Source organism: Sphingobium sp., assembly GCF_048594625.1.
Taxonomy (GTDB): domain Bacteria; phylum Pseudomonadota; class Alphaproteobacteria; order Sphingomonadales; family Sphingomonadaceae; genus Sphingobium.
Window position 1 is genome coordinate 32,209 of sequence record NZ_JBMDWL010000099.1, and the last position, 12,305, is coordinate 44,513.

9 protein-coding genes and 2 tRNA genes are annotated in these 12,305 nt (G+C 65.2%); 5 read left to right on the top strand and 6 right to left on the bottom strand.

Features of this window, described 5'->3' with window-relative positions:
• The first annotated feature begins 17 nt into the window (after positions 1-17).
• From cysS to ACOJSJ_RS12560, 3 genes are all read left to right on the top strand, one after another.
• Positions 18-1,532: a cysteine--tRNA ligase gene (gene cysS / locus ACOJSJ_RS12550; RefSeq protein WP_420145319.1), complete on the top strand. Its 1,515-nt coding sequence runs from the start codon at positions 18-20 to the stop codon at positions 1,530-1,532.
• An 80-nt stretch (positions 1,533-1,612) separates the two neighbouring features.
• Positions 1,613-4,564 (top strand): CHAT domain-containing tetratricopeptide repeat protein, encoded by a 2,952-nt coding sequence (locus tag ACOJSJ_RS12555; protein WP_420145320.1) that lies wholly within the window; start codon positions 1,613-1,615, stop codon positions 4,562-4,564.
• A gap of 89 nt (positions 4,565-4,653) precedes the next feature.
• Complete coding sequence (locus tag ACOJSJ_RS12560; RefSeq protein ID WP_420145321.1) at positions 4,654-5,151, top strand: GNAT family N-acetyltransferase; 498 nt, start codon at positions 4,654-4,656, stop codon at positions 5,149-5,151.
• A gap of 90 nt (positions 5,152-5,241) precedes the next feature.
• Here the strand turns inward: ACOJSJ_RS12560 and ACOJSJ_RS12565 are convergent, their stop codons facing one another.
• From ACOJSJ_RS12565 to ACOJSJ_RS12585, 5 genes are all read right to left on the bottom strand, one after another.
• On the bottom strand, positions 5,242-7,110 hold the full coding sequence (locus tag ACOJSJ_RS12565) for an ABC-F family ATP-binding cassette domain-containing protein (RefSeq protein ID WP_420145322.1): 1,869 nt from the start codon (positions 7,108-7,110) through the stop codon (positions 5,242-5,244).
• A gap of 69 nt (positions 7,111-7,179) precedes the next feature.
• A complete protein-coding gene (gene bglX / locus ACOJSJ_RS12570) occupies positions 7,180-9,459 on the bottom strand; it encodes a beta-glucosidase BglX (protein WP_420145323.1) in 2,280 nt (759 codons plus the stop codon).
• 124 nt (positions 9,460-9,583) lie between these two features.
• Positions 9,584-9,904, bottom strand: coding sequence for a DMT family transporter (locus ACOJSJ_RS12575; RefSeq protein WP_420145324.1), 321 nt, complete (start codon positions 9,902-9,904; stop codon positions 9,584-9,586).
• 86 nt (positions 9,905-9,990) lie between these two features.
• Positions 9,991-10,066 (bottom strand) — tRNA-Lys (locus tag ACOJSJ_RS12580).
• Between the two features lie 52 nt (positions 10,067-10,118).
• Positions 10,119-10,205: transfer RNA gene (locus ACOJSJ_RS12585), tRNA-Tyr, on the bottom strand.
• A 106-nt stretch (positions 10,206-10,311) separates the two neighbouring features.
• Between ACOJSJ_RS12585 and rlmB the strand changes: the two genes are divergently transcribed.
• Together rlmB and ACOJSJ_RS12595 are read left to right on the top strand one after the other, a co-directional pair.
• Positions 10,312-11,055, top strand: a complete 744-nt coding sequence (rlmB, locus tag ACOJSJ_RS12590) for a 23S rRNA (guanosine(2251)-2'-O)-methyltransferase RlmB (protein ID WP_420145325.1) — start codon at positions 10,312-10,314, stop codon at positions 11,053-11,055.
• 40 nt (positions 11,056-11,095) lie between these two features.
• A complete protein-coding gene (locus tag ACOJSJ_RS12595) occupies positions 11,096-11,839 on the top strand; it encodes a hypothetical protein (RefSeq protein ID WP_420145326.1) in 744 nt (247 codons plus the stop codon).
• A 114-nt stretch (positions 11,840-11,953) separates the two neighbouring features.
• On the opposite strand, the gene ACOJSJ_RS12600 is transcribed toward ACOJSJ_RS12595, so the two are convergent.
• On the bottom strand, positions 11,954-12,271 hold the full coding sequence (locus ACOJSJ_RS12600) for a ferredoxin (protein WP_420145327.1): 318 nt from the start codon (positions 12,269-12,271) through the stop codon (positions 11,954-11,956).
• Positions 12,272-12,305 lie beyond the last annotated feature (34 nt).

Sequence of the window (12,305 nt, forward strand, 5' to 3'; positions counted from 1 at the left end):
CGACATGGCTGGCCACCATGTCCGACGATCAGCATATCCCCGCGCCGCTGCGCCTGTTCAACAGCCTGACCCGCACGGTCGACGCTTTCGCGCCGGTCGATGGCCATCATGCACGGGTCTATAGCTGCGGCCCGACCGTCTATAATTATGCCCATATCGGCAATCTGCGCGCCTATGTCTTTACCGACACGCTGCGCCGGACCCTGTTGTGGAAGGGGCTGGCCGTCACCCACATCATCAACATCACCGATGTCGGCCACCTGACCAGCGACGCGGACGCCGGTGATGACAAGATGGAGGCCGCCGCCCGCGCCAGCGCGAAAAGCATCTGGGACATCGCGGCCCATTATACCGACGCATTCAAATCGAACATCGCCGATCTCAACATCATCGCGCCCAGCGAATGGACGGTTGCCACCGATTATGTGCCGCAGATGATCGCCTTTGCGGAAAAGATCGCGCCCGACCATTGCTATGAACTGGACAGCGGCCTGTATTTCGACAGCAGCAGCGTACCCGATTATGGCGCTCTGGCCGGTGGGCGCGACGACGCGGCCCACGCCCGGATCGATCCGGTCGCTGGCAAGCGCAACCCGTCCGACTTCGCCATCTGGCGCAAGTCGCCGCCGGGCGAACAGCGGCAGATGGAATGGGACAGCCCATGGGGCAAGGGCGCACCGGGCTGGCATCTGGAATGTTCGGTCATGTCACAGGCCCGCCTTGGCCAGCCGTTCGACATCCACACCGGCGGCATCGACCATCGCGAAATCCATCACCCCAATGAAATCGCCCAGAATCAGGCCTTCCATGCCTGCTGCGGCGATCCAGGCGCAGCGGCGGCGGGTTTCACCGGCGCACGCTGGTGGATGCACAATAATTTCCTCGTGGACCGTCAGGGGAAGATGTCGAAGTCGAAGGGCGGCTTCACCACGCTGTTCAGCCTGATCGACGCGGGGGTCCATCCCATCGCCTATCGCCTGCTGTGCCTTGGCGCGCATTACCGGTCGGAACTGGAATTCAGCGCCGACAATCTGGCCGCCGCCCTCACCCGGCTGAAACGGCTGGTCATGGGTGTCGAGGGGCTGAAGGCCCGCGCCGAAGGCGTGACGTGGCAATCGCCGCGCCTCGACTATCTGCGCGCCAATCTGCACCCCAGGCTGACGCCGCTGCTGGAACAGTTCGACGCCGCCATCGCCGATGATCTGATGACGCCGCGCGCCCTGCCGCTGCTGGAAGAAGTCATCGCGATGAAGAAGGTGCCGGTGGACGAAAAGCTCTGCCTGATCGCCGCCTTCGATGCTGCGCTGGGCCTCAACCTGCTGACGTTGACCCGCGCCGACCTGCGTATCCAGCCCAAGGATGCGCAGATCACGCCGGAAGAGATCGAGGCTGACCTCGAACGCCGCACCGTCGCCCGCGCGGAAAAGGATTTCGCCCTGTCGGACGAGATTCGCGACGCGCTCATCGCGCGCGGCGTGGAGGTGATGGACGGCGATCCGCTGCGCTGGGACTGGCGTTTGCCATTATCCTGATGGGTATGGACGCGCAGCAGCCTTGACGCGTAAACCCGGACCCAGAACTGGCGTCAGGGCGATCAACCGGGGGAACGACATTGCGACTGTCTGCATATCTGCCGACCGTCCTGTTCCTGTTCGCCGCCCCGGCAAACGTCGTCCTGGCCGCGCCGCCGCCCGGTTTTTCGGTGACCGACCCGGCCTATGGGCGGCTTTATGCGCTGGAAACGCGGGCGTCCGACCTGTTCAACAGCGACGATTATGCCCTGTCCATGTCGCAAAAAACGCGCGACGCCTGGCAACGCCTGCACGCCGCCGCGATGAAGGTGACGGTGGGTGGCAGGCCCCATCCGCTGGCTGGCGTGGCGCTCATCAACCTGTCTTCGATGGATCAGATCGACGGCAGGAATACCGATGCCCTCGCCCGGTCGCGCGACGGGCTGGCGCTGCTGGCGCCCTTTCCCGATGCCTATCCGGTGGCATGGATGCAGGGCCTGTCGATCAAGGGGTTCATTCAGGCGGCGTTAGGCGACGTCACCGGCGCGGCCGACACGCTGGCGCAGGCCAGCAGTTACATGGACGATTATATCGCCCGCACCCCGCCCGACCAGCAGGATGGATCGACGCAGATGCTGCGATCCAACATCGCCTTTTCCCATGCGCAGGCGCTGACCCGCCTTGGCCGCAACGATGAAGCGGTGGATGCGCAGAAGGCCAGCATGGAAGCGCGGATCATCGCTGCCGGGCCCAACAGCCCGGACACGATCGGTTCCTATTACAGCTATGCCCAGATGCTCGCCCGCGCCGATCGCGATGCGGAGGCGGAAAAATATGCGCGGCTGGCCGTGGAAATCGCCACCGACCATGTCGACCGCAAACATCCCAGCTATGCCCGCGCGCTCGAAGCGCTGGGCCTGCTCCTGTCGCGCACCGGCCGCCGTAACGAAGGGCTGGATTATCTGAAACGCGCCATCGCCATCAAGCGGGAGACGGTGGGCACCGACAGCCTCTATTTCCATTTCGCCCTGCAAAATATGGGCACGGTGCTGCTGCCGCTGGAACGTTATGCCGACGCCGAACCGCTGTTCATGGAGGCGGAGCGCGGTTTCCGCGCGCTGGAGGGCGAAAATAGCCCGCAGTCGGCGCGCGCGCTCGCTTTCGCCGCCTCCGCCGCGCTGGCGGAAGGACGGCGCAGCGACGCCATCGACCGGTTGCAGACGGCACTGGCGCGCGTGCATGCCGGGTCGGACAAGGACCGGGACATCGGCCAGCGCGTCTATCCCTTCCTGATCCCCGCGCTGATCGCCAGCAACCGCGATGATGAAGCCCGGACCGCCGCCGAAACCTTCGTCGCGGAAACCCGCCAGCTCGACAATGCGCCTGCCGTCCCGCTGGCGCAGGCCGCGATGCTGAATGCATGGAGCCATGGGGATGACATGGCGCTGTCGGGCACCGCGCATCAGCTGGTCGAACTGCTGCGCAACGGGGCGGACATCCATGCGGACGGCGAACTGAACGAGGACCAGCGGGTGTCGCTCGACATGATACTCGCCACCGCCGCGCAATTGCGCGATGCGCCGCTGGCGCTGGACGCCATGGCCATATTGGCCGGGTCGCGCATCGCGCAGGCAAACCGGCTGGTGGCGCAGCGGATGGTCGCCGATCCCGTGCTGGCGGCGCGGGTGCGCGGGCTTCAGGACCGGACGAAGGCGCTACAGGCCGCCGACAGCCGCCTGCTCAGGGCGCTGGCAACCGACGACGGCGTTGCTCCGGCGCGGGCCGAACGATCGCGCGTCGCCGCATCGGTCGAAGCCGAACGCGATGCGATTGCGCGCGACTATCCCCGATGGGTCGAAACCCATGGCGGCGAACGGCCGGACCTTGACGCGCTGCGCGCGGGCCTTGCCCACGGCGAAGCCCTGCTGGCGGTCATGCCCGCCTTTGACGGCGTCTATCTGCTCGCGATCGGAAAGGACGCCACCCATATCGAACGCGCGGCCATGGACCGGACGGCGATGGTGGCGATGGTCGCGCAACTGCGCGCATCGATGACGCCGATGGGTTTCGATCAGGCCAGCGCGCATAGCCTCTATGGCCAGATTTTCACGCCCGCCATCCTGTCCGCACTGGGGAATGCGCGCAGCCTGCGCATCGTGCCCACCGGCGCTTTTGCCTCCCTGCCCTTCTCCATGCTGCTGGAACGACCGGCAATCACCCCGTCGCGGGACACGGCCTGGCTGATCCGCCGTTTCGCCATAGAGGTGCAGCCCGGCTTTGCCACCGTCACCGCCCGCAAGCCGATGATCGCATCGGGCAGTCCGCTTTTCCTGGGCATCGGCGCGCCGCAGGGCTTCGCCGCGATCCAGCCTGCAACGGTGCAGCGCGGCGGCGATGGGACCGCCGCCAGTCCCCATAGCCGCAATGGCGGCATCGACGTGCAGGCCCTGTCCCAGCTGCCGCCCCTGCCGGGTTCGAAGGCGGAACTTCAGGCGGTGGCCCGCCGTTTCGGCCCGGCACGCTCCACCCTGCTGATCGGCGCCGACGCCAGCGAACGCGCGGTCCGCCAGCAGGATCTGTCCCGCTATGGCGTCATCCTGTTCGCGACCCATGGCCTTGTCAGCGGGGAAATGGAGGGCGTGACCGAACCCGCGCTGCTGCTGTCGCCGCCCGATGCCGCGACGGCGGATGACGATGGCCTGCTGACCGCATCGGAAGTGGCGACGATGCGGATCGGTGCGGACTGGGTGATCCTGTCCGCCTGCAACACCGCCGCAGGCGACGCGTCATCGGGCAGCGCGATGGAGGCCCCGGCCTATTCCGGTCTGGCGCAGGCCTTCCGCTATGCCGGGGCGGGATCGCTGCTGGTGTCGCACTGGCCGGTGCGCGACGATGCCAGCGCCTTCGTCACGCTGGAAACGGTCAAGGGCGCCAAGCGCGGCCTGCCCCGCGCCGTCGCCCTGCAACGGGCGATGCTGAAACTGATGGCGTCGGGGCGCCCGGACGCTGGCCAGCCCTATATCTGGGCGCCCTTCATTCTGATGGGCCGTTGAAGAACGTCCCTTATCAGGGAAAGTCCTTATAGGCTTGCCGGCCGCACGATCCGATAGAGGCGTCACCCCCCGACGCAAAGGATCTTCCGATGATCGCGCTTGAAACCCGCTATGGATTCCGCATCGACATCCGCACCGCGACCCATGACGATGAACCGGCGCTGGCCGATTTCTTCGCCGCCGTCACCGATGAAGACCGGCGCTTCCGTTTCCTGTCCGCCGTTCATCAGCTGAGCGCGGGGCAGCTGCACGACATCACCGCCTTTGACGATCACCGGCATGAAAGCGTCGTCGCCTTCGCACCGGGCGGGGATAAGGTGATCGCCGTCGCCACGCTGGCCGCCGACGTGCAAGGCGGCACCGGCGAAGTCGCCATATCCATCCTGCCCGATCATAAGGGCAAGGGGATCGGCTGGACCCTGCTCGACCATATGGCGCAGGCGGCCAAAAGCTGGGGCATCGCCCGGCTCCAGTCCATCGAAAGCCGCGACAATCGCGCGGCCATCGCACTGGAACGCGAAATGGGGTTCAGCGCCCGCGCGGTCGAGGGCGATCCGACGCTGGTCCTGTTGGAACGTGTATTTTAACCAGAGAGCGTTGGTTCCGAGCATGCCGGGAAGCGTCCGGAACTGCGCTTCCCTTTTCTAGACTTCGCTCGAAACGAACGAAATCAAGACCTAACCCGCTTCCAGCGCCGCCGTCGCTTCCATCCACACTTCTTCGGCGGCTTCCAGCTTCTTTTCCACCTCGGCGCGCTTCACCATCAGTTGCGACGTCGTCAGCTTCGCTTCCGCTCCGGTCGCGGCCTTGGGATCGAACAACAGCGCGTCGATCCGGCTGCGTTCGCTGGACAGCGCGGTCATTTCCCGTTCCGCCTTGTTGACGGCATTTTTCAGCACCTTCTGCTTTTCGCGCCATTCGGCGGCGGCTTTCTTGTCCGCCTTGCGATCCACCTTGGGCGCGTCGCCACCCGACGGATTGCCGTCCGCCTTGCGCAGGATGATGTCGGTATAATCGTCCAGAGACCCGTCGAACGGCTGGGCGGTGCCATTATCGACCAGCACCAGACGATCGGCGACCAGTTCGATCATGTGCCGGTCGTGCGACACGATCACCACCGCGCCCGAATATTCGTTCAGCGCCTGAACCAGCGCCTCGCGGCTGTCGACGTCGAGGTGGTTGGTCGGTTCGTCGAGGATCAGCAGATGCGGCGCGTCGCGGGTGATGAGCGCCAGCGCCAGCCGCGCGCGCTCGCCGCCCGACATGCTGCCGACCTTCTGCGTCGCCCGCTCGCCCGAAAAGCCGAAGCGCCCCAGCTGCCCCCGCACCGCGCCGGGGGTCGCCCCCTTCATCACGCGGGTCATATGTTCCAGCGGCGTGTCGGTGACGTCCAGTTCCTCCACCTGATATTGGGTGAAATAGCCGACATTCATCTTGGGGCTGGAGGCCATGTCGCCTTCCATCGGTTTCAGCTGCGCGGCGATCAGGCGGGCCAGCGTCGTCTTGCCGTTGCCGTTGCGGCCCAGCAGCGCCAACCGGTCGTCCGGGTCGATGCGCAGGTTGATGCGGCGCAGGATCGGCGTTTCGGTATAGCCCACCGACGCCATGTCCATGGTGATCAGCGGCGGGCGCAGTTCGGCAGGACTTGGGAAACCGAAATGCAGCGTCGGGTCTTCGATCGCGGCGGCGATGGGCTGCATCTTGGCCAGCGCCTTGGCACGGGACTGGGCCTGTTTCGCGGTCGAGGCGCGGGCCGAGTTGCGAGCGACATAGTCCTGCAACTTCTCCCGTTCCGCCGCCTGCTTGGCGCGGGCCGCTTCCTGCTGGGCAAGCCGTTCGGCGCGCTGCCGTTCGAACGCGTCGTAACCGCCCGGATAAAGGGTGACCTTCCCCCCTTCCAGATGGAGGATATAGTCGACCACATTGTTGAGCAGATCGCGTTCGTGGCTGATGACGACCACCGTGCCGCGATAGGCCTTCAGGAAATTTTCCAGCCAGAGCGTCGCTTCGAGGTCGAGGTGGTTCGACGGTTCGTCGAGCAGCAGCAGGTCAGGTTCGGAAAAGAGCAAAGCGGCAAGCGCCACGCGCATCTTCCAGCCGCCCGAATAGCTGTCGAGCGGACGCCCCTGCATCTCTTCGTCAAAGCCGAGGCCGACGAGGATGCGGGCGGCGCGGGCAGGCGCAGTATAGGCGTCGATCGTCGTCAGCCGCTCATAGATATGGCCCAGGCGATCGGGGTCTTCGGTATGCTCCGCCTCCGCCATCAGGGCGGCGCGCTCCTTGTCAGCGGCCAACACGGTGTCGAACGGGGTGGCGGTGCCCGACGGCGCTTCCTGCGCGATATAGCCAAGGCGCGTGTCGCGCGGCATGTCGCAGCTGCCCTCATCGGGGTCGAGCTGCCCGATCATCACCTTCATCAATGTGGATTTGCCCGCGCCGTTGCGGCCGATCAGGCCCACGCGGCTGCGCGGCGGCAGCGCGGCGCTGGCGCGGTCGAGGATGGTGCGGCCGCCCAGGCGCACGGTGATACCGTTCAGATTAAGCATGGGGGCGGCCTGTAGCAGAGGTGCGGCGGGTGGTGAAGCGCCTTGGCAGCCTTCATGCCCATCGCCGGTTCAGCCCTTCGCCGGGGTTTCCGCCGCCGCATAAAGCGTGAACTGCCCATGCAGTCCGCCCACGCTCGATTGCCCGACCCACAGATCGAAAACGCCCGGCTCCGCGATCCGCTGGTTCCGCGCGCCGACGAACTCCAGATCGGTGCGGGACAGGGAAAAACGCACGGTCCGGCTTTCCCCCGGCGAAAGGGTGACCCGTTCCATGCGCTTCAGCTCGCGGATCGGGCGGGTGCGGCTGGCGACCCGGTCACGGGTGTAGAGCTGCACGACTTCGCTACCCATGCGCTTGCCCCTGTTGGTGACGCGGGCCGTCACCTCTATCGCCGCGTCCCATCGCAGCGCCGTGTCGGACAGTTTCAGCTGGTCGATCGTAAAATCGGTGTAGCTGAGGCCATGACCGAACGGGAAACGGGCGCTGTTGTCGGTGGTGGCATAGCGGGCTTTATATTCGGTGCTGCCATTGTCGACGACGGGACGGCCGGTCGATTTGCGGTCGTAATAGAAAGGCTCCTGCCCGCTTTCCCATGGGAAGCTGACGGGCAGCTTGGCCGATGGATCGACTTTGCCCAGCAGTATGTCGGCGATGGCATGCCCCGCTTCGCTGCCCAGAAACCAGGTGGCAAGGATCGCGCCCGCATTGGCGACGCCGTCATGCAGCGCCAGTGCGCGACCGTGGCGAAGCAGGATAACGACGGGCTTGCCGGTCGCCACCACGGCGTCGGCCAGCGCCTGTTGCGCCTGCGGGATTTCGATGACGGTGCGGGACTGGGCCTCCCCGGACATCGCCTGCGATTCGCCGATGGCGAGCAGGGTGATGTCGGCGGCCTTCGCGGCCTCCACCGCTGCGGCAATGCCGCCGTCGATCGGGCCGCTGATGTCGCTGCCGCGCACGATCGTGAGGTTCGACGCGTCGGGCAGCGCCGCGCGCAATCCGGTGGCGATGTCCACACCTTTGTCCGGATCGCCATAAAAGGCCCATGGGCCATAGATATTCGCGCGATCCTCTGCAAAGGGACCGATCAGGGCGATCTTCTGCCCTTTCGCCGGATCGATCGGCAACAGGCCGTCGTTCCGCAGCAGCACCACCGATTTGGCGGCGGCTTCACGCGCAAGGGCGCGATGCGCGGGCGTGAAGATGCGGGTCTTTTCCGCCTCTTCGCTCAGCGATCGATAAGGATTGTCGAACAGGCCGATGGCCGCCTTCACATACAGGATGCGGCGGACGGCCACGTCGATCGTGCCCATGGGCACCGCGCCGCTCTTCACCAGTTCGGGCAGATAGCGGATATAGAGGCCGCTCTGCATCGACATGTCCACCCCGGCCAGCACGGCAAGCCGGGCGGCGTCGCGCGCATCCTCGGCAAAGCCATGGGCGACCAGTTCCTCGTCCGCCGTATAATCGGAAAAGACGAAGCCGCGAAATTTCATCTCCCCGCGCAGGATGTCGGTCAGCAGTTCGCTGTCGGCGGTCGCGGGCACACCGTTGATTTCGTTGAACGCCGCCATGGTGGTCAGGGCGCCTGCCGCGAACGCCTTGCCAAAAGGGGGCAGATGGGTTTCGCGCAGCGTTTCCTCACTGATGTCGACATTGCCATATTCCAGGCCAGCGGCGACCGCACCATAAGCGGCGAAATGTTTGGGGCAGGCGAGCAGGCTGTCGTCGCGGCGCAGGTCGCGCCCCTGAAAGCCGCGAATGCGCGCGGCAGACAGCAGGCCGGTCAGCGTCACGTCCTCCCCCGCACCTTCCACCACCCGGCCCCATCGCTGATCGCGGGCAACGTCCACCATCGGCGCGAAGGTCAGGTGCAGCCCGGCGGCGGTCGCCTCCACCGCCATCGCGCGGGCCGTACGTTCACACAGCGAAGGGTCGAAACTGGACGCTTCGCCCAGCGGAACGGGGAATATCGTCTTGAGGCCATGGATGACATCGCCCGCGAACAACAGCGGTATGCCAAGGCGGCTGTCCTTTACCGCCATCTCCTGCGCGCGGCGGGCGCCCGCGACGCCGATGCCATTGAACAGGCAACCGACCCGGCCCCGGCGCACTTCGTCCGACAGGCGCTTTTCATCCTGAATGCCGACCTGCGGATTGGGCGGGTTGAACGGGCGGAAACTGTCGGCAAGGCAGGTCATCTGACCGGCCTTTTCCTCCACCGTCATCTTCGCAATCAGGGCATCGACGCGCTCCACATCGGTCTGCGCCAGCGCGCGGCGAGGAACGCCAAGCGCAAGAGCGCCGCCCAGCGTGCGGATCATCAGGTCACGACGGTCGATTATCATGCTAGGAAGGAATGGCCTGCGAAGAATGAAAGGAACTTGTCCGGTCAAACGTGAAGGTCCGCATTTCGTTGCGATGCAGCAAGGATGCTGCGGCATGCTGCCCCATGCCGGGGATCGGGCGTTGTCAGGCCTGCGCGAAGAATTTCGTGCCCATGACGCCGATCACGATCATCGCCATGAAAGCTGCCTGCACCGGATTCACCCGATCGCCGAACAGGAATATCCCGGCGATGATGACGCCGACCGCGCCCAGCCCGGTCCAGATCGCATAGGCGGTGCCAGCGGGAAGATCGCGCATCGCAAATGCGAGCAGACCCATGTTGAGGAAACTCAGCGCAACCGGCACGGCCGATGCCTGCCAGGAACCGAGCGTCGCCGCCCATTTGAGGCTGAGCGCCCAACAGATTTCGGTAAATACGGCAATGCCCAGGACAACCCACGCCATGCGCACTCCCCCCCTTCTCTTTCACGGGCTCGGAAGAGGAGACAGGCCAGCCGGAAACCCGAAAGAGGCGGCATGTTGGAAAGAAATGGTGGACGCACTAGGGCTCGAACCTAGGACCCGCTGATTAAGAGTCAGCTGCTCTACCAACTGAGCTATGCGTCCACTCCGGCCTGTTTCCGGTCCGAGTAGGACCGACTGCATCGGCCCGATGCAGTGGTGGACAGGGCTGGATTCGAACCAGCGTACGGGAAACCCGGGCAGATTTACAGTCTGCTGCCTTTAACCACTCGGCCACCTGTCCAGTGCCCTACACAGCGGAGAAATTTGCGTTTCCCGCCGCGCTGGAGGCGGCCTAATGGCGAAAGGAGACTTGCCTGTCAATGGCCTGATGTGAAAAGAGCGAAATCATGAAAAAAGGTCATCGTTCCGCCAAGCCCAAGGGCGCCTTCCCCCGCTTCTACGGTCGTCATGCCGTGACGGCCGCGCTCGCCAATCCCAACCGCACCGTGCGCAAGATATGGGGCACGCGCGAAGCGCTGGCCCATCTGGATCTGCCGCCGATACTGCCGATCGTCTATTCCGACGTCGCCGACATGGGCCGCATGGTCCCGTCCGACGCGCCGCATCAGGGCATCGTCGCCGAAGTCGAGCCGCTGGACGACGTATGGCTGGGCGAAGCGCTGGAGGAAGGGCAGGATGACAAGCGCCCCATCCTGGTGCTGGATCAGGTGACGGACCCGCATAATGTGGGCGCGATCCTGCGGTCCGCCGCTGCGTTCGACGCGCTGTGCATCGTCACGCAGGACCGGCATGCCCCGCCCGAATCGGGAGTACTGGCGCGCGCGGCATCGGGCGCGCTGGAAATCGTGCCATGGGTGCGCGTCGTGAACCTTGCCCGCGCGCTGGATGAAATCGCAGAGGCTGGCTACTGGCGAATCGGGCTGGACGGCGACGCCGACAGCCATCTGGGCGACGCCATCGGCGAATCGCGCGTCGCGCTGGTGCTGGGGGCCGAAGGCGAAGGGCTGCGCCACAACACCATCGCCCATTGCGACATCATCGCCAAATTGCCGATCAGCCCGCGCATGGAAAGCCTGAACGTGTCCAACGCGGCCGCCATCGCGCTCTACGCGGCGACGACGAAGGGCTGAAGCCACAATTTCGGGGGTTAGAATATTGAGGGAAAGCGCCATGAACCGCCTGTATCGCAGCATCGGTGCGCTGGCGGGTCTGCTGGCGCTTTCCGCCTGTCTGGTGACGCCCGGCAAGTTCGAATCGAGCCTCGACATCCGTGCCGACCGCAGTTTCAGCTTTGCCTATAAGGGCGAAGTTCTGGCGTCGGACATGGGCAAGGACGGGCTGACGGGCGGCGCATCGTCGCCGCCCGGCGACGATGGGCAGGCCGAAGGGGAAACGGACAGCACCCCCACGCTGATGCAGATCGCGGCAAAGGAGGAGGATTTCAGCGATCCGTCGAGCGCCAATGACGAAGCCCAGATGCAGGCCATCGCCACGGCGCTGGCCAAGGAAAAGGGATTTCGGGCGGCCCGCTACATGGGCAATCACAAGTTCGAGATCGACTATGCGATCAGCGGCAGGCTGACCCACGCCTTCCTGTTCCCGTTCAACATCGATGCCCAGATCGTGCTGCCCTTCGTCGCGGTGGAATTGCGCAGCGACGACCGCGTGCGGGTAAAGGCGCCGGGCTTTTCCAACGGGTTCGACAAAAGCCAGGGACCGACCGGGATAAGTGGGGGCAGCGACAATGCGGCCATGGCGCTGGACGGCCGCTTCACGCTGACCACCGACGCGGAAATCGTCAGCCAGAATCAGGAAGACGGCGCGGAAAGTACGCCGCAGGGCAAGCGGATCGTCTGGACGATCAACCCGCTGACCGGCGAAGCGCCCGCCGCAACATTGCGCGTCGCGAAATAAGGTTCACGGCAAAATCACGTCCGGCGGGAACAGCCGACGGCTCGCATCATGCGGACAGCCAAAGGCCGTCGGAGCATCTGCCGCTTCAGGCCAGCCGGATGATGCTCCGGATGCTTAGTCTTCCGGCGCGATGGTGACGCGCAGGCCGTCCATCGCATCGCTCAGCACCAGCTGACAGGACAGGCGGCTGGCTTCGCTGCGATGATCGCTGCTGTCGAGCAGGTCGTTTTCGTCCGCGCTGATCGCGGGCAGCACGTCGGCAAAAGCCGGATCGACATAGATGTGACAGGTCGCGCAGGAACAGCAGCCGCCGCACAGCGCCAGCAATTCGTCAAAGCCATGGTCGCGCATGACTTCCATCACCGACAGGCCCGTGTCGCCATCGACAGCCTGTTCTTCACCCGCACGGTTGACCACGATCAGTTTCGGCATCTACCCTGTTCCCTTGGAATTTTCTCCGCTCTTA